This is a genomic window from Parahaliea maris (assembly GCF_008064665.1).
GTDB lineage: Bacteria > Pseudomonadota > Gammaproteobacteria > Pseudomonadales > Halieaceae > Parahaliea > Parahaliea maris.
Window position 1 is genome coordinate 52,866 of the sequence record NZ_VRZA01000010.1, and the last position, 17,712, is coordinate 70,577.

At 62.8% G+C, this 17,712-nt stretch carries 13 protein-coding genes; 6 read left to right on the forward strand and 7 right to left on the reverse strand.

Annotated elements, in window-relative coordinates; translation table 11 throughout:
• Window positions 1-5: 5 nt before the first annotated feature.
• Window positions 6-1,214, reverse strand: coding sequence for an acyl-CoA dehydrogenase family protein (locus tag FV139_RS19735; protein WP_148070217.1), 1,209 nt, complete (start codon window positions 1,212-1,214; stop codon window positions 6-8).
• A 344-nt stretch (window positions 1,215-1,558) separates the two neighbouring features.
• Between FV139_RS19735 and FV139_RS19740 the strand changes: the two genes are divergently transcribed.
• From FV139_RS19740 to FV139_RS19755, 4 genes are all read left to right on the forward strand, one after another.
• The gene (locus FV139_RS19740; RefSeq protein WP_148070218.1) at window positions 1,559-3,733 is read left to right on the forward strand and encodes a TonB-dependent receptor; all 2,175 of its coding nucleotides are present in this window, start codon (window positions 1,559-1,561) and stop codon (window positions 3,731-3,733) included.
• Between the two features lie 66 nt (window positions 3,734-3,799).
• Window positions 3,800-5,143 (forward strand): spinster family MFS transporter, encoded by a 1,344-nt coding sequence (locus FV139_RS19745; RefSeq protein WP_148070219.1) that lies wholly within the window; start codon window positions 3,800-3,802, stop codon window positions 5,141-5,143.
• A gap of 30 nt (window positions 5,144-5,173) precedes the next feature.
• Window positions 5,174-6,328 carry an acyl-CoA dehydrogenase family protein gene (locus FV139_RS19750; protein WP_148070220.1) on the forward strand — a complete coding sequence of 385 codons (1,155 nt, stop codon included), beginning with the start codon at window positions 5,174-5,176 and terminating at the stop codon, window positions 6,326-6,328.
• A gap of 4 nt (window positions 6,329-6,332) precedes the next feature.
• Complete coding sequence (locus tag FV139_RS19755) at window positions 6,333-7,274, forward strand: hydroxymethylglutaryl-CoA lyase (RefSeq protein WP_148070221.1); 942 nt, start codon at window positions 6,333-6,335, stop codon at window positions 7,272-7,274.
• Between the two features lie 16 nt (window positions 7,275-7,290).
• Here FV139_RS19755 and lnt read toward each other — a convergent pair whose 3' ends face one another.
• The 5 genes from lnt to miaB form a co-directional block, all read right to left on the reverse strand.
• Window positions 7,291-8,820, reverse strand: coding sequence for an apolipoprotein N-acyltransferase (lnt, locus tag FV139_RS19760; protein ID WP_235898733.1), 1,530 nt, complete (start codon window positions 8,818-8,820; stop codon window positions 7,291-7,293).
• Between the two features lie 4 nt (window positions 8,821-8,824).
• Window positions 8,825-9,670 carry an HlyC/CorC family transporter gene (locus FV139_RS19765; RefSeq protein WP_148070222.1) on the reverse strand — a complete coding sequence of 282 codons (846 nt, stop codon included), beginning with the start codon at window positions 9,668-9,670 and terminating at the stop codon, window positions 8,825-8,827.
• Window positions 9,667-10,209 (reverse strand): rRNA maturation RNase YbeY, encoded by a 543-nt coding sequence (ybeY, locus tag FV139_RS19770; RefSeq protein WP_148070223.1) that lies wholly within the window; start codon window positions 10,207-10,209, stop codon window positions 9,667-9,669. The genes FV139_RS19765 and ybeY overlap by 4 nt, the downstream gene beginning before the upstream one ends.
• Window positions 10,206-11,270 carry a PhoH family protein gene (locus tag FV139_RS19775; protein ID WP_148070224.1) on the reverse strand — a complete coding sequence of 355 codons (1,065 nt, stop codon included), beginning with the start codon at window positions 11,268-11,270 and terminating at the stop codon, window positions 10,206-10,208. Before FV139_RS19775 ends, ybeY begins: the two co-directional genes overlap by 4 nt.
• Before the next feature lie 97 nt (window positions 11,271-11,367).
• Window positions 11,368-12,717: a tRNA (N6-isopentenyl adenosine(37)-C2)-methylthiotransferase MiaB gene (gene miaB, locus FV139_RS19780; RefSeq protein WP_148070225.1), complete on the reverse strand. Its 1,350-nt coding sequence runs from the start codon at window positions 12,715-12,717 to the stop codon at window positions 11,368-11,370.
• Between the two features lie 214 nt (window positions 12,718-12,931).
• On the opposite strand from miaB, the gene FV139_RS19785 reads away from it, so the two are divergent.
• Entirely contained in the window at window positions 12,932-13,276 is a 345-nt protein-coding gene (locus FV139_RS19785; protein ID WP_148070226.1) for a DUF1820 family protein, read from the forward strand.
• A gap of 489 nt (window positions 13,277-13,765) precedes the next feature.
• Here the strand turns inward: FV139_RS19785 and FV139_RS19790 are convergent, their stop codons facing one another.
• Window positions 13,766-15,052: an aminotransferase class I/II-fold pyridoxal phosphate-dependent enzyme gene (locus FV139_RS19790; protein ID WP_148070227.1), complete on the reverse strand. Its 1,287-nt coding sequence runs from the start codon at window positions 15,050-15,052 to the stop codon at window positions 13,766-13,768.
• A gap of 208 nt (window positions 15,053-15,260) precedes the next feature.
• Here FV139_RS19790 and lon point away from each other — a divergent pair, with 208 nt between their 5' ends.
• A complete protein-coding gene (gene lon / locus FV139_RS19795) occupies window positions 15,261-17,696 on the forward strand; it encodes an endopeptidase La (protein ID WP_148070228.1) in 2,436 nt (811 codons plus the stop codon).
• Window positions 17,697-17,712: the final 16 nt, after the last annotated feature.

Sequence of the window (17,712 nt, forward strand, 5' to 3'; positions counted from 1 at the left end):
CCGCGTTATACCAGTTCGCTGTCGCGTACGCCGAAGTCCCAACCCGGGCCGCCTTCCTTGTAGCGCTTGAGCACCTGGCGGGCCACGGATTGCACGTGGACTTCATCGGGGCCGTCGTAGATGCGGCCTTCCCGGGCGTGGCGGTACATGCGCGACAGGGGCGTGTCGTCGGTGAGGCCTTTGGCGCCAAACACCTGGATGGCGCGGTCGATGACGTTGTGCAGCATTTGCGCACCCACGACCTTGATGATGCCGATTTCCACCCGGGCCGGGTCGCCGCTGTCGATGGCGCGGGCGGCCTGCAGGGTCAGCTGGCGACAGGCGGACATTTCCGCCAGGCTGTCGAACACGTGCTTCTGCATCAGCTGTTTGTCCGCCAGTGACTCTCCGAATGCAGTGCGCTCGTGCAGGCGCTCGCACATCAGGTCGAAGGCACGCTGGGCCTGGCCCAGCCAGCGCATGCAGTGGAAGATACGGCCAGGGCCGAGGCGCTTCTGGGCGATCAGGAAGCCCTCACCGCGGTTGCCCAGCAGATGATCCTCGGGCACGCGGATATTGTCGTATTCCACCTCGAAGTGGCCGCTGTTCAGGCCCAGGATCGGCGTGTCGCGCAGGATGTTGTAACCGCGGATATTGGTGGGTACCACGATCATGGAGAAGGCCTTGTGGGGGGCGGCGTTTTCCTCGGTGCGGCACATGATAGTGGTATAGGCCGCCTCGTCGGCACCGGTGGTAAACCATTTGCGGCCGTTGATGACCCAGTGGCCATCTTCCAGCACTGCCCGGGTCTGCAACTGGGTGGGGTCGGAAGAGGCGATATCGGGTTCGGTCATGGCAAAGCTGGGGTAGATGTCGCCATTCACCAGCGGGGCCAGGTACTCCGCCTTCCATTTCTCGGAGGCGTAGAGGTTGAGCATGATGGAGTCCTGGTGGGTGAGGGTGCCGAACACCTTCTGGGCGAACTCGGAACGGCCCACGACCTCGTTGATATACACATACTCCATGAAGGGCATGCCTTGGCCGCCGATTTCTTTCGGGTGACCCAGGGCCCACAGGCCGGCGGCCTTGGCCTGTTCGATCAGGTCGGCCATGGCGAGATTGGCGGCGGTGCGGTCGGTGCCCTGCAGTACGGGCTCTGCGGGGTAGATCTTCTGTTCAAGGAATTCCTTGACCCGTGAGCGTATCTCTACCCAGTCCAGCGTGGTGTCAGTCATAGCGCGATCCTGTTTCGGTGTTTGTTATCGCCTCTGGCGGCTGCCCTGCGCGGGTGCCGGCCCGGCTTCCTGCGGTTATCAAGGCGGCAAAGTGTAGCCTGTTTTTAATATACATTAAACTATTTTTGACAATATTAATATGTTTTGGGTGCTCTGTGTGCGGGCGGCATTGCCCGGCCCTGACAACCTGACCCTGCCAGTGTCGGGCGGGGGTGTCTACCTATCGAATTTGCTTGACATTTAATCTTCATTAAAATATTTTCTCGCACACTAGAAAAAACTAACGGTCCCTGAAGTCGCCTCCTGGCCAGGACTGTCCCGCAAACCCAATTCGCAGGTAGACAATGAAGTACGCCGCTCTTTCAGCCAACCGCAACGCCACCCGTTTGACCGCCATCGCCGCAGCTCTGGCTGCTGTCCCCACTCTTGGCCTGGCGCAGTCCATGCCCGCCCTGGAAGAAGTGGTGGTGGTTGCCCAGAAGCGGGAGCAGAGCCTGCAGGAAGTGCCTGTCGCGGTCACCGCTTTCAGCTCCGAGGCGCTGGACAACAATGCGGTGCTGAACCTCAACGACCTCAATGCCATGTCGCCCAACGTCATATTGCAGCCGGCGGGGGCCTTCCCCAATTCCTCGGCGTTCGCGATTCGCGGCATCACTACCCTGGATGTGGAATCCACCGCAGAGCCGACGGTGGGTGTTGTCATGGACGGGGTTAACATTGCCCGTAATGTAGGCGCACTGCTGGACCTGTTCGACGTACAGCAGGTGGAAGTGCTGCGCGGTCCCCAGGGCACCCTTTACGGCGGCAACAACATCGGCGGCCTGATCAACGTCACCAGCAAGCGCCCCAGTGGCGAACTGGGCGGCGCCGTCAAGGTGGCCGCGGGCAGCTACGGTCTGCAGAGCGCCCAGGCCTACCTGGATACACCCACCTTCGGCGACAGCTGGAGCGCCAAAGTGTCCGTGGGTACCCGCCGCTACGACGGCGTGTGGGAGAACCCCGTTAGCGGCGCGGACGACCTGGCAAAGGAAGATGTGAAAACCTTCCGCGGTACCCTGCAGTACGAGGGTGACGGGCTGCTGGATGCCGTGCTCATCGTCGACCACGTATCCGAAGACAACGGCGGAGGCCCGATGGCCAATGTGAGCCTGCCGGGCATGACCTTTGCTCCGGGCGGATACTTTGTGTCCCCCGACCAGGTCAGCAGCGACCCGCACAAGGTGCCGACCGATGTCGACCTGTTCTCGAAGCTCGATACCACCGGCGCGGCACTTGAGGCGAACCTGCACCTGGACAGCGGCACCGTGACTTCGGTGACCGGCTGGCGCGCCACCGATAACGACACCCTGTCGGACTTCGACGGCAGCGCGGCGCAACTGTTCACCACCTACCGGGATACTTCCCACGAGCAGCTGTCCCAGGAAATCCGTTTCGCCAGCGAGCTCGACGGCGACCTCAACTACGTGGCGGGGGTGTACTACTTCTGGCAGGAATTCCAGAAGGACGAAGTGGACGATATCTACCCCTTCTTCGTGCACGACGTCATCGACCAGCAGCAGGAGTCGACGACCGCGGCGGTGTTTGCCCAGGCGGACTACCTGCTGACGGATCGCCAGACACTGACCCTGGGTGGCCGTTACAGCCAGGTGAAAAAGGACTACCAGTTCGAATCGACCTCGGTCGCCTATGCCGAAGCCAGTGACACCTGGAACAACTTCAGCGGCAAACTGGGCTGGAACTTCCAGTACAGCGACGAGCTGATGTACTACGCCAGCTGGACCCAGGGTTTCCGCAGCGGCGGCTACACCGGGCGGCCCAACCTGCCGGAGCTGGTCAGCATTCCCACCGACGACGAGACCGTGGATTCCTACGAACTGGGCCTCAAGAGCGACTGGTTCAACAAGCGCCTGCGCCTGAATATGGCAGCCTTCTACAACGACTACACCGACCTGCAGGTAGCGACCCAGATCTACCTGGAGTCCATCAACCGCTTTACGTCAGTGCAGGGCAACGTGGGTGGCGCCGATATCTACGGCCTGGAAGCCGAACTGGAGGCCTGGGCCACCGACAACCTGCGGGTGATGGCGGCGGTCGGGCTGATGGAGTCCGAGTACAAGGACTTCTATCTCGACCTCACCGCTGACGGCGTCTCCAACCCGACGGACCAGTCGCATTTCGACCTGCCCAACGCCCCGGAGACCACCGCCAGCCTGACCGTTGAATACCGTCTGCCGGTGTCCTTCGGCACCTTTACCCTGAACGGGCGCTGGAATTACACCTCCGAGATGCTGACGACTACGCTGAAAGACGAGGATATCTTTTATCGCGACACCCAGAGCCGCGCGGATGCCTCGGTGGCCTTCGAGGACTATGCCGGTCGCTACCGCCTGGCCCTGTGGGGCAAGAACCTGACCGATGAAGTGGATATCAACAACAGCTTTGCCGTCGGTTCGCTGGTGGCACTGCAGGTCGCCCAGCCGGGAACCACCTACGGTGTGGATTTCACCTATAACTTCTAAACCGTCCGCTCCCGCCCGGGTGGGCGGGAGCAAAGCGAATAATGTAATAACAACGGGAGAACGTCCTTGGAAGCCGTCCAGACCCCAGCCGCAGTAAGCACCGATCGCGCCGGTTTCTATCCCTGGTACGTGGTGCTGGTGCTGATGCTCGCCCAGACCTTCTCCTTCATTGATCGCATGATCATGGGGCTGTTGGTAGAACCGGTGCGCGCCAGTTTTGGCATCAGCGACACCCAGTACAGCCTGCTGGCGGGGATGGCCTTCGCGGTCTTCTATGCCGTGATGGGGCTGCCCCTGGCCCGCATTGCCGACCGCCACAGCCGGCGCTGGCTGATTTCCATTGGTATCGCCGTATGGAGCGTGATGACGGCCCTGTGTGGCATGGCCCAGAGTTTCTGGGGCCTGTTCCTGGCCCGGGTCGGTGTCGGGGTGGGTGAGGCCAGCCTGTCGCCGGCGGCCTACTCGATGATTACCGACTACTTTCCCCGCAGTGTGCTGGCCCGCGCCCTCAGCCTGTACACCGTCGGCGTGACCATCGGCTCGGGCCTGGCCTACATGATCGGCGCCGAGGTCGTGGCCTACGTGGAAAGCCTTGGCGAAGTGATCGTGCCCCTGATTGGCAAGGTCGAGGGCTGGCAGGCGACCTTCCTGGCCGTGGGCCTGCCCGGTGTGCTGGTGGCGTTGCTGGTGCTCGGCACCGTGCGCGAGCCCGAGCGAACCGGCGGCATGGCCACCGGGGCCAAGGGCGTTTCCGTGGGCGAGGTTGTCGACTTTGTCGCCGCACGCAAGCGCGCCTTTCTCTGCCATATTTTCGGTATGTCGGCCTACATCATGGTGGTGTTCAGCCTCAACGTCTGGGGCCCGACCTACCTGATGCGGGGCTTCGGCTTCTCGCCGTCCAGCGCCGGCTGGATCACCGGGATGGCGATGATGATCGGGGGAACCGTGGGCCTGCTGACCGGCGGGATGATTGCCGATCGCTGGTACGCCAACGGCAAGATCGATGCCTACTGTCGCCTCATCATGATTACCGCCCTCTGCCTGCTGCCCTTCGCCGTTGCCATGGGTTTTGTGACCGAGCCGGCACTGGCAGTGGCCTGCCTGGCCCTGGCGATCTTCTTCTCGTCATTCCAGGGGGGCATCGCCGGTGGTGTCATCCAGCTGATGACCCCCAACCAGATGCGCGGTCAGGCCGTCGCCCTGTACTTCCTGGGTGCCAACCTGCTGGGCCTGGGCCTTGGCCCGACCGTGGTTGCAGCGACCACGGATTACGTATTCCAGAGCGATGCCGCCCTGGGCAAGTCCATCGCCCTGGTCGCGGTGGTACTTGTGCCGGTTGCGGTCGGCATCATGCTGTACGGTGCCAGGTCACGGCGGGAAGCCATTCTCGAAGCCCAGCAGTGGAGCTAGGGCAAACACACTGAATTTCGGGAGAATTCTATGGAACAGCGTAACTTTACCGAGGAACACGAGATGTTCCGCGAGTCCTTCCGCCTCTTTCTGGAGCGGGAGGTAGTCCCTCACCAGGAGGCCTGGCGTGAGCAGGGCATGGTGTCTCGTGAAGTCTGGCTGAAGGCCGGGGAACAGGGTTACCTCCTGCCCTGGGCCGACGAAGCCCACGGCGGCCTCGGGCTGACCGACTTTCGCTACACCCAGATCGAAATCGAGGAGTTGATGCGGATCGGGGAGACCGGCTTCTACCTGCCCCTGCACAGCGCCCTGGTCGCACCCTACATCGGCACCAACGGCACCGAAGAGCAGAAAAAGCGTTTTCTGCCGGGCTGTATCAGCGGCGAGAGCATCCTTGCCGTGGCCATGACCGAGCCGGGGGCCGGGTCGGACCTCGCCGGCATGAAGTCCACCGCGGTGCGCCGGGGCGACGACTGGGTGCTCAATGGCGCCAAGACCTTCATCTCCAACGGACAACTGGCGGACGTGGTCGTGGTCGCCGCCAAGACCAACCCGGAGAAGCCGCGGGAAGTGGGTCTGTTCCTGGTGGAGCGGGGCATGGCCGGTTTCCAGCGTGGCCGCCACCTGAAGAAGCTGGGCATGCACAGCCAGGATACCTCCGAGCTATTCTTCGATAATGTGGTGGTCCCCGCCGCCAACGTGTTGGGTGATCCCGCCAAGGGCTTTCACTACCTGATGGCTGGCCTGGCGGAAGAGCGACTGATTGCTGCCGCCACCAATGTGGCCTCCTGCCAGGCGGCCTTCGACTGGACCATGGAGTACATCCAGGAGCGCAAGCTGTTCGGCCGCACCCTGGGTAGCATGCAGAACACGCGCTTCAAGATGGCGGAACTGCGTACGGAAATCGATATGGCCCAGGTCTACGTGGATCACTGCGTGACACAACTGAATGCTGGCCACCTGAGTGGTGAATCCGCCGCCAAGATCAAGTTGTACTCCAGTGAGTTGCAGGGCCGGGTGGTGGATGAATGCCTGCAGTTCTTCGGCGGCTATGGCTATATGGACGAGTATCCCATCAGCCGCGCTTACGCCGACGCCCGTATCACCCGGATTTTTGGCGGTGCCTCGGAGGTGATGAAAGAGATCATCGCCCGCTCCATCGGCCTGACCGAGCAGGCGGGTTAAAGTGATGAACAGTAGCGCCGAACGAGTCACCGTTAACGAGGTCGGGCCGCGGGATGGCCTGCAGAATCAGGACCGCCTCCTGAGCCCGGCTGACCGCGTGCGCCTCATCAACAGTCTGTGTGCAGCAGGGCTTCCCTCCGTGGAAGTGGGTGCCTTTGTCTCGCCCAGGGCCGTACCTGCCATGGCGGGTACCGACGAGGTGTGCAAAGCCCTGCCGATGGGCGATACCGATTTTTCGGTGTTGATTCCGAACCGTCGGGGTTACGAGCTGGCGTGTGACACCGGCTGCGATACGGTCAACCTGGTGGTGGCCGCCAGCAATACCCTGAACGAAAAAAACATCCGCATGAGCACCGCTGACGCCATGGCGGTGAGCCGCGAGGTGATCGCCCTGGCGCAGGACGAAGGCGTGCGGGTCCAGGCCTACGTGGCCACCGCCTGGGCCTGTCCTTTCGAGGGTGTGGTACCCATGTCCGAGGTGTTGCGGCTCAGCGCAGAGCTGCTGGAGGCGGGGGCGGAAACGATCGTGCTTGCCGACACCATCGGTGCCGCAGCGCCCGGTGCGGTGCGGGCACTCTGCGAGCAGGCGGTGGCCGATTTTGGCAGCGAGCGACTGGTGTGCCACTTCCACGATACCCGGGCTTTCGGTGTCGCCAATGTCTATGCCGCGCTGGAAGCCGGCATTCGCCGGTTTGACGCTTCCATTGGCGGCCTTGGAGGCTGCCCCTTTGCGCCCGGCGCCAGTGGTAATGTCGCCACCGAGGACGTGGTGCTGCTGTTGGGGCAGGAGGGTTTCGCTACCGGTATCGACCTGGCTGGCTTGCTGGATTCCGTCGAGCTTGCCCGTGAACTGACAGGTGCCTGTGTCGGCGGACGCGCCTACAACTGGTTGAAATTGCAGGCGGAGAAAGGGCGCCTGCAGGGCGATCGCGTGGTGAGCGCCTGAGCCGCGCCGGTCTGCATTACCGGCGCCGGCGCCGTTCACTGGGGCTGTAGCTGGACAGCCACATCACCGCCAGGGCCAGCCAGCAGCCGCTGATCAGCGGGGTCACTCCAAAACGCGTGAAGGGGGTCTCCCCCAGCATGACCTGAACCTCGCCAGTCAGCACGGTCTCCACAAACTGTTCGCTCTGGGCCTGGAGTTGGCCGCGCTGGTCGATGATCGCGGAAACACCGTTGTTGGTGCCGCGCACGACGTAGCGGCCATTTTCCAGGGCGCGCAGCTGCGCCATCTGCAGGTGTTGCAGCGGTCCGATCGAATCCCCGAACCAGCTGTCGTTACTGATGGTCAGCAGCAGGTCCGCGTCGCGGGAGGCCTGCGCTACCTGCTGTGGGTAGACAATTTCGTAGCAAATCAGAGGTGCCACCCGCCAGGGGCCGGCACGGAGCGCAGCCTGGTCGGGGCTGCCGGGGGTAAAACCGGACATCGGCAGGTCGAAGAAGGCGATCAGTCCCCGCAACCACTCCTCCAGCGGCACATACTCTCCGAAGGGCACCAGGCGTTGCTTGTGGTAGACACCCTCGCCCTCGCCGAGCGCAACGATACTGTTGTAGTACCGCCCCGGTTCACTCCCGCGCCAGGGCACGCCGCTGATCAGTGTGGTACCCCGTTCTGCAGCCCGATTGGCAATTGGCTCAAACCAGCGCGTCATATCCTGGTAGTAGCGCGGCACCGCGGACTCCGGCCAGACCACGATATCCGCACCGTAGAGCGGGGCCATGACGGTGCCGTACTGGCGCAGAATATGCGGCAGGTAGTCCCTGTCCCACTTTTTTTCCTGGGGTATGTTTGGCTGGTAAAGCGCCACCTGCAGGCTGGATTCGCTGGCGGGGGCGACCCACTCCACCGGTTTCAGCAGGGCGCCGCCCGCCCAGGTAATGGCGAGGCTGATCGCCGCGGAGGCCCAGGCCGACGCCCGGCGCCGGCGCCAGGCCAGGTAGAGGCTGGAGGCGGTGATGGCGCAGGCGAAGGACAGGCCAAACACGCCGGTAATCGGCGCCCAGCCAGCCAGCGGGGTATCGATGTGGGCGTAGCCCAGGTACAACCAGGGGAAGCCCGTCAGGACCCAGCCCCGGAGCCATTCGAACAGCACCCACAGGACCGGAAACCCCAGCGTGAGGCCGGCCGGTAGCGGCCTTATCCAGCGCGCGTAACACCAGGCGAAGAGGGCATGGAACAGGGCCAGGCCAGCGCAGAACAGTACGGTCAGGAAGACCGCCAGCGGTATCGAGGCGTAGCCGTAGACGTGAATGCTGACATAGACCCAGGACACGCCGGTGCCGAAGAAGCCGAGCCCAAACAGCCAGCCGCGCCACAGTGCCTGTCGCCCGGAGCAGCGCCCCAGCAAGGCGCACAGGGCGAGACAGGCGAGGATGCCCGCCGGCCAGAAATTGTAGGGGGCCAGCGACAGGGTGACCAGAGCCCCCGCCAGCACAGACAACAGCGGCGCCAGCCAGCGCTCGAGGCCGGTTGGGGGGCGCTGCAGGGACACCGGGCTAGTCTTCCACCGGCCGCATGCGCAGGCTGTGGATCTTGCGCTGGTCGGCGTTGATTACCTTGAATTCGAAATTGTCGATGGTGGTGACCTCGTTGCGCGCGGGCATATGACCGAAGGCCTGGATGACCAGGCCCCCGATGGTGTCGAATTCCTCGTCGCTGAAGGTCGTCTTGAAATGCTCGTTGAAGTCCTCGATCGGCGTCAGCGCCTTGATGAAGTAGTCTTCGTCGGAGATCTTGCGGATGAACTGGTCTTCCTCGTGGTCAGTCTCGTCCTCGATGTCGCCGACAATCTCTTCCAGCACATCCTCGATGGTGACCAGGCCCGCCACGCCGCCGTACTCGTCGATCACGATGGCCATGTGGTTGCGGTTCTCACGGAACTCCCGCAGCAGGACGTTGAGGCGCTTGCTCTCGGGTACGACCACGGTGGGGCGCAGCAGGTCGCGGATCTCGAAGTCGCTGTTGTCCTTGCTGAGGATCTGCGGCAGCAGGTCCTTGGCCAGCAGGATGCCCAGCACGTCGTCCGGGCTGTCGCCCACTACCGGGTAGCGGGAGTGGGCCGAGCGAATGATCTGGGGCAGGAGCTCCTCCAGAGTGGACTCCGCCTTGATCACCACCATCTGCGCCCGCGGGATCATGATGTCCCGGGCCTGCATACCGCTGACTTTCATTGCCCCTTCCATGATGCTGCGGGCGTCCTCGTCGATCACCTCGTTCTCGGCGGCGATCGACAGGACCTCTTCGAGGTCATTCCGGCTGTGGGGATCCGAGGAAAATAGCAGGGCGATTTTCTCGAGCCAGGACTTGTCGCCTGAATCGTTGCCGTCGCGGTCTTCGCTCATCGCGGGTTGTGCTCCTTGGGGGTATTGGCAGGCGCTTCTGTGAGTGTGTTGGTGAGAGCGTCTGCGGGCTTGTTGGCTTGCGTATCTGCCGTGTAGGGGCAGGGGATGTCGAGGGCGGCCAGGACCCGGGTTTCCAGGGCCTCCATGGCTTCTGCCTCGTCGTCTTCGATGTGGTCGTACCCCAGCAGGTGCAGCGTGCCGTGCACGGTCATGTGGGCCCAGTGGGCCGCCAGTGGCTTGCCCTGTTCCGCCGCCTCGTCGGCGACCACGGGCGCGCAGATGACGATGTCACCGAGCAGGGGCAGGCCGAGTTCCGGCGGTAGGTCAGAGGGGAACGACAGCACGTTGGTTGGCCTGGGCTTGTCGCGATACTGGCCGTTGAGTTCGGTCATTTCCTCGCGATCCACCAGGCGTACGGAGATTTCAGTGTCCTGGCCTTCCCGGTGCCCGGCCAGGGCGGCTTCGATCCAGCTTGTTATGTCGTCCTCGTCGGGTGCGGGTTCGGCACTGGCGCGCTGGATATCCACGATCAGGGTCACGGTCGGCTTTTGTCCCGGTTTTTATCGCGATTGCTCTCGCGACCGGCATCGAGCGGTGTCGCCTTGTCTTCGGCGGCGTCGTAGGCCTCGACAATACGCTGTACCAGGGGGTGGCGCACCACGTCCTTGTTGCCGAACCAGGTGAAACCGATGCCCTCCACCTCGTGCAGGATATTGCTGACGTGGGTCAGTCCGCTCTGGGTGCCCCGGGGCAGGTCGATCTGGGTGGCATCGCCGGTGATCACCGCGGTGGAACCGAAACCGATCCGGGTCAGGAACATTTTCATCTGCTCCCGGGTGGTGTTCTGGGCTTCATCGAGGATGATGAAAGAATTGTTCAGGGTGCGGCCGCGCATGAACGCCAGTGGGGCCACCTCGATGATGTTGCGCTCGATGTACTTGTTCACGGTCTCGAAGCCGAGCATCTCGTACAGGGCGTCGTACAGGGGGCGCAGGTAGGGGTCGATCTTCTGGGTCAGGTCGCCGGGCAGGAAGCCCAGTTTCTCCCCGGCCTCGACTGCCGGGCGCACCAGCAGGATACGGCGTACCCGCTCTTCCAGCAGGGCCTCGACGGCGCAGGCCACCGCCAGGAAGGTTTTACCGGTACCGGCGGGACCAATGCCGAAGTTGATGTCGCACAGCTTGATGGTGCGCACATAGCTCTGCTGGTTCTTGCCCCGGGGTTTGACCGACGCCCGCTTGGTGCGGATGACCTGGATGGCCTCCACCGGCGTCTCGGCGTTTTCCGCCAGGTGCTCGAGCCCCGATTGCTGCAGGTGCAGGTGCAGTGACTCCGGCGACAGGCCCACGCCCTGGCACACCTCGGCGTACAGGTGAATCAACAGGTTTTTTGCAGCGGCCACATTGCTGGCCTGGCCTGTGAGCTGGAACTGGTTGCCCCGGTTGTGGATGGTGATGCCCAGGCGCTTTTCGATCTGGCGCAGGTGACTGTCCAGCTGGCCGCAAAGCAGGGCCAGATGGCGCGGGTCATTGGGTTCCAGGGTGAGGCTTTGCTGTGTCGATGCGGTCGCAGGGGACGGCGTCGGGGATTCGCTGTTCAAATCGTTAGTCGGCCAAGGATGGCAAGGGATTGAAATTCAAAGGATATACCGGAATCTGGCTCAGTCAACCTTGTCTGAAAACAGTCCCGGGACTGTTTCAGGCCGGTTGCAACTCACCGCGCAGGGAGTTGGGCAGGGCCTCATGGACCAGGATGTCGGCAAATTCACCGATCAGGCTCAGGTCTGCACAGGCGAAATTGACCACCCGGTTGTTTTCAGTGCGGCCCTGGAGCTGCCCGGGGTCCTTTTTGGACACGCCGGTCACCAGTACCCGGTGGGTTTTGCCCACCATGCGCCGGCTGATTTCCTGGGCGTGCTGGTTGATGCGGGTCTGCAGAATCTGCAGGCGCTGCTTCTTGGTGTCCTCATCGGTGTCGTCTGGCAGGTCCGAGGCGGGGGTGCCGGGGCGCGCGCTGTAGACAAAGCTGAAGGACGTGTCGAATCCGATTTCTTCGACCAGTTTCATGGTGGCAGCGAAGTCTGCTTCGCTTTCTCCGGGGAAACCGATGATAAAGTCCGAGGAAATACTGATATCCGGGCGGATCTTGCGCAAACGGCGGATCTTGGACTTGTACTCCAGCGCCGTGTGGCCGCGCTTCATGGCCATCAGGATGCGGTCCGAACCGCTCTGCACCGGCAGGTGCAGGTGATCCACCAGTTGGGGAATCTCGGCGTAGGCCTCGATCAGGGCGTCGGAGAATTCCACCGGGTGGGAGGTGGTGTAGCGGATCCGCTCGATGCCCGGAATGCGCGCCACGAAGTGCAGCAACTCGGCGAAATCGACGATCTCCCCGAGGTGGTTCTCACCGCGGTAGGCGTTCACGTTCTGGCCCAGCAGGTTCACTTCACGCACCCCGCCGGCCGCCAGGTGGGCGATTTCGGCGATCACGTCGTCCAGCGGGCGGGAAACCTCCTCGCCGCGGGTATAGGGCACCACGCAGAAGGTACAGTACTTACTGCAGCCCTCCATAATGGAGACAAAGGCGGTGGGGCCTTCCACCTTGGGTTCCGGCAGGCGGTCGAATTTCTCGATTTCCGGGAAGCTGACATCCACTACCAGGGTGCCACCGGGACCGGAGCCGGCGTTGGCGGCCCGGCTCTGCATCATGTCCGGGAGGCGGTGCAGGGTCTGGGGGCCGAATACCAGGTCCACATAGGGGGCCCGCTTGCCGATTTCCTCGCCTTCCTGGCTGGCCACGCAGCCACCCACACCGATGATGAGGTCCGGGTTCTTCTGCTTCAGGTGCTTCCAGCGGCCCAGTTGGTGGAATACCTTCTCCTGGGCTTTTTCCCTTATGGAACAAGTGTTTAGCAGCAATACGTCGGCCTCCTCCGGGTTGTCGGTGGGGGTCAGGCCATGGCTTGCCTCGAGCAGATCGCGCATCCGCGCGGAGTCGTACTCGTTCATCTGGCAACCGTGTGTTTTGATGTAAAGCTTCTTGCTCACGTCACTGGCCGCTCGCGGCGGCGAATCCGGGGGTTTCAAAGGGCAGCGGATTATACAGATTCAGGGTGGCAAAACCCAGTGTTTATGCGGCTTCAACACTGGAAATTCGTGGGCAGGGTGGTAACATTGCCCGCCCCTGAATTTCGGCCTGCTGTGCCGGGTGCCAGGGACTAACCACGCGGCCGCCATTGTGTCGGCCCACTTAGAGGAAAGCATGGCAAACCAACCCGTCTACAAGGTGATCTTCCAGAACGGTTCGCAGGTGTTCGAGGTGTTCGCGCGCCAGATCTACCAGAGTGATATGTGGGGCTTTATCGAGATCGAGGAGTTTATCTTCGGCGAGCGCTCGCAGATTGTGGTGGACCCCAGTGAAGAGAAGCTGAAGAACGAGTTCAACGGGGTAAAGCGCAGCTATATTCCGCTGCAGTCGGTGATTCGCATCGACGAGGTGGAAAAAGAGGGTTCAGCCAAGGTTTCCGAGAACACGCCCCGCGAGGGCAATATCACCAGCTTCCCGTTTCCAGGGGCCAATCTGCCGGGGCAGCAGAGCGAGGACTGAGTTCTTTTTAACCCCGCTGCGTGGTGTTCAGGTACTCCGAATTAGCTTGAGTGGCGGCCCGCGAACCGCAGGGCCCCTCCGCGACACGCTACAAGCACGTCCATGTGCGCTCGACAGTCCGATCGCGGCCCGGGCCATCCATGGCCGCTGACGGTCTCTTCGGGGCCCTCCGGTCCGCGGCCCTTCAGTCAACGCGCAATACTTCGAAACTGCCCCTGTCGATTGGGAAATTTGCTCGTGCGAAGTCCCGTCGCTTGAATCGCAGGTGTGGACATCGGGTAGCCCCTGCCCGGACTTTCTGCGACATGGATGTCGCAGAGAAGCCCCCATGGACGGGTTCACGGCGTGTCCGGGCAGGGGCTACGCGGTGGCCGCACCGCCACCAGACGTGAGCAGAGCCACCTTCTAACAAGTTCGTGGGCTAAGCAGAGTTCTCGAGCGTGAAGCGCAGCACAGTGAATCAGTGCTGCGTTCAATAATAGAGGAGGTTCAGCCCTCCAATTCCGCCAGCCGCTGCTTCACACTCGCCAGCTTCACGCACACCACAAAGGCATCCACACTCGCCTGCACATCCGCCGCCGAGGGGAAAGTCGGCGCCAGACGAATATTGCGATCGGCTTCGTCCTTGCCGTAGGGGAACGTCGCGCCCGCCGGGGTCAGCTTCACGCCGATATTACCCGCCAGGTCCACCACCTCCTGGGCCAGGCCCGGGCGGGTGTCGAAAGAGACAAAGTAGCCGCCACGGGGTGCCGTCCACTCGCCCATGCCAGTGCCGCCAAGTTCCCGGTCCAGCGTATCCAGCACCGCCTCGAAGCGGGGGCGAATCAGTGCCGCGTGCTTCTCCATATGCTCGGTTACACCCGCGCTGTCCTTCAGGAAGCGCACGTGGCGCAGCTGGTTGACCTTGTCCGGGCCGATGGTCTGGAAGGCCAGGTGGGCCTTGAGGGTGGAGAGGTTGCGTTCGCTGCTGCCGATGAAGGACACGCCGGCGCCGGCGAAGGTGATCTTCGAGGTAGAGCCGAACTGGAACACGCCGTCCATGGTGTCGTACTTGCGGCAGTATTCGCTGATCGGGGCCAGTGCGGGGGCGTCGTCGTAGAGGGTGTGTACCGCGTAGGCGTTGTCCCACATCACGATGAAGTGGTCACCGGCGATCTGTGGGAGCCTGGCGATGCGCTCGACCGTGTCGTCGCTGTAGACGGTGCCGGTGGGGTTGCTGAAGCGGGGGACGCACCAGATGCCCTTGATGGACGGGTCCGCCTTGACCAGTTTCTCCACCTCGTCCATGTCCGGGCCGGACTCCAGCAGCGGCACCGGAATCATCTCGATGTGCATGTACTCGCAGATGGAGAAGTGGCGGTCGTAGCCGGGTACGGGGCATAGGAACTTGATGCTGTCGTTGAGCGCCCAGGCGGTGTCTTCGCCGCGCAGGCCCTCGTTCATGGCAAAGTCAACCACCTGGTACATCAGGGTGAGGCTGCTATTGCCGCCGACCAGGGTCTCTTCCGGAGTGGTGCCGATCAGGGCGCCAAACAGGGCGCGGGCTTCCGCCAGGCCGTCGAGGCCGCCGTAGTTGCGGACGTCGGTACCGTCGGCGGCGCGGTAGTCGCCGGCCAGCACGCCGTCGAGGCTGTCGGACAGGGAGACCTGCTCAACGCCGGGCTTGCCGCGGGTAAGGTCCAGTGCCAGCTTGCGCTCGGCGAGTTGGTCGTAGCTGGCGTAGAGTTCCTCGAGCCTGGTTTTCAGCTCGCTCTCGGAGGCCTGTTCAATATGCACCCTGTGCTCCTGTGTTGTGCTGTGGGCGGCCGGGCCGCCCGCGGAATGGACCTGAAAGTATAGCGCCTGCATGGCGTCCAGAGAACGCGTGCAGAGCCCGGTGGCTTGAATTTGCCGGCTGCAGGCCCATATTAGTTGGCATATTCCCGCAAGTAAGTCCCGCAACCACTCCGTTAACGACAACGACAACGACAAGGCAGCCTCAGGCATGGAAGAAACAGGAAACGGTGGTACAGAAGAAATCTCGGTCTCCTATGAGGAGTCACCGGGCCAGCACGCTCCTGCGGTGGCAGACGATATGCTGCCGGAAACGCTCTACCTCATTCCCAACCCTGTGCGGCCGTTTTTCCCCGGCCAGGTGCAGCCGGTGGCGATCAATCCAAAGGACTGGGGCGATACCCTGAAAGCGGTGGCCAAGGCCAATACCAACGTGATCGGACTCAGTTACGTCAACCAGCCCGACACCAGTTCGCTGACCCCCCGCCAGTTCCCCGACATCGGCTGCGTGGTGCGTCTGCACCAGGCTCCGGAGGGCAGTGGCGCGGCGCCTGGCCAGTTCCTGGCCCAGGGCCTGAAACGCTTTCGCATCGTGCGCTGGCTCAATGACAAGCCGCCGTACCTGGTCCAGGTGGAGTACCCCAAAAGCCAGGGTGATCGCGACAGCGACGAGGTCAAGGCCTACGCGATGGCGCTGCTGCAGCAGATCAAGGAACTGCTGCCGCTGAACCCGCTGTACAGCGAGGAGCTCAAGCAATACATGTCCAACTTCAACCCCAACCAGCCGAGCCTGCTGGCGGACTTCTCCGCCGCGCTGACCTCGGCCTCGGGGGAGGAGCTGCAGGAGATCCTGGACACGCTGCCCCTGCTGTCGCGCATGGACAAGTGCCTGACCCTGCTGCGCAAGGAGCGCGAGGTGGCTGAACTGCAGGGCAAGATCACCAGCCAGGTGAACGAGAAAGTGTCCGAGCAACAGCGCGAGTTTTTCCTGCGCGAACAGCTCAAGGTGATTCAGAAAGAACTCGGTATCTCCAAGGACGACCGGACCTCAGACGTGGAGCTGTTTCGCGAGCGAATCGCCGACATGATACTGCCGGCGGCGGCCAGGGAGCGGATCGAGGAAGAACTCGACAAGCTGTCCGTGCTCGAGACCGGCTCGCCGGAATACGGGGTGACCCGCAACTATCTCGACTGGGCGACCCAGGTGCCCTGGGGGGTGAACTCACCGGACAATCTCGAGCTGGGTCACGCCCGCGGGGTGCTCGACGAGCAGCACTCGGGGCTGGAGGACGTGAAAGACCGGATTCTGGAGTTCCTCGCGGTAGGTGCCTTCCGGGGAGAGATTGCCGGTTCCATCCTGCTACTGGTAGGCCCGCCGGGAGTGGGCAAGACCAGTATCGGGCGTTCGGTGGCGGACGCCCTGGGGCGCAAGTTCTATCGCTTCAGTCTTGGCGGCATGCGCGACGAGGCCGAAATCAAGGGGCATCGGCGCACCTATATCGGCGCCATGCCCGGCAAGTTGATCCAGGCCCTGAAGGATGTGGAGGTGTCCAATCCGGTGATCATGCTGGATGAGATCGACAAGATTGGCGCCTCCTACCAGGGGGATCCCGCCTCGGCGCTGCTGGAGGTGCTGGACCCGGAACAGAACAGCGAGTTTCTCGACCATTACCTCGACCTGCGCGTCGACCTGTCGAAGGTGCTGTTCGTGTGTACCGCCAACCAGCTGGATACCATTCCCGGGCCGCTGCTGGACCGCATGGAAATCATTCGTCTGGCCGGCTATGTGGCGGAGGAGAAACTGGCCATCGCCCGCAACCACCTGTGGCCCAAGCAGCTGGAGCGTCACGGCCTCAGCGATGACCAGCTCAAGATCAACGACCCGGCGCTAAAGTACGTGATCGAGTCCTACTGCCGCGAGGCCGGTGTGCGTAATCTCGAGAAACAGCTGTCCCGCATCATGCGCAAGAGCATCGTGCACATGCTCGACAGCAGTGAACAGAAAATGCGGGTGGGCAAGAAGGATATCGAGGAACTGCTGGGCAAGCCGCCCTTTGCCCAGGAGAAGCCCCTGCGCGGCGTGGGTGTGGCCACCGGTCTGGCGTGGACGGCGATGGGCGGCGCGACCCTGGCTATCGAGTCCTCCCAGATCCACACCCTGAATCGCGGCTTCAAGACCACCGGCAAACTGGGTGAGGTCATGAAGGAGTCGGCGGAAATAGCCTACAGCTACGTGATCGCGCACCTCAGTGATTACGGCTGTGACCTGGACTTCTTCGACATGAGCATGGTCCACCTGCACGTGCCGGAGGGGGCTACGCCCAAGGACGGCCCCAGCGCCGGCATCACCATGGCGACAGCGCTGATTTCACTGGCGCGCAAGGAGCGGATCAAGCGCCCCCTGGCCATGACCGGTGAACTGACTCTCACGGGGCAGGTGCTGGCCGTGGGGGGGATTCGGGAAAAGGTCATCGCCGCCCGGCGCAGCAAGATCATGGAACTCATCCTGCCCAACGCCAACAAGCGGGACTTCGAGGAGTTGCCCGACTACCTGCGCGAGGGCATCAACGTGCACTTTGCCCGCAGTTACCGCGAGGTGTTCGAGTACGTATTCCACGAACATCGCCGTGATAAATCGCTGCACTAGGCCGTAGGCAGTGTCT

Excerpts from the sequence above, each read along its gene's own strand:
- FV139_RS19735 (WP_148070217.1), bottom strand. The coding sequence starts at position 1,214 with ATGACTGACACCACGCTGGACTGGGTAGAGATACGCTCACGGGTCAAG.
- FV139_RS19740 (WP_148070218.1), top strand. The coding sequence starts at position 1,559 with ATGAAGTACGCCGCTCTTTCAGCCAACCGCAACGCCACCCGTTTGACC.
- FV139_RS19750 (WP_148070220.1), top strand. The coding sequence starts at position 5,174 with ATGGAACAGCGTAACTTTACCGAGGAACACGAGATGTTCCGCGAGTCC.
- FV139_RS19755 (WP_148070221.1), top strand. The coding sequence starts at position 6,333 with ATGAACAGTAGCGCCGAACGAGTCACCGTTAACGAGGTCGGGCCGCGG.
- FV139_RS19765 (WP_148070222.1), bottom strand. The coding sequence starts at position 9,670 with ATGAGCGAAGACCGCGACGGCAACGATTCAGGCGACAAGTCCTGGCTC.
- FV139_RS19785 (WP_148070226.1), top strand. The coding sequence starts at position 12,932 with ATGGCAAACCAACCCGTCTACAAGGTGATCTTCCAGAACGGTTCGCAG.
- lon (WP_148070228.1), top strand. The coding sequence starts at position 15,261 with ATGGAAGAAACAGGAAACGGTGGTACAGAAGAAATCTCGGTCTCCTAT.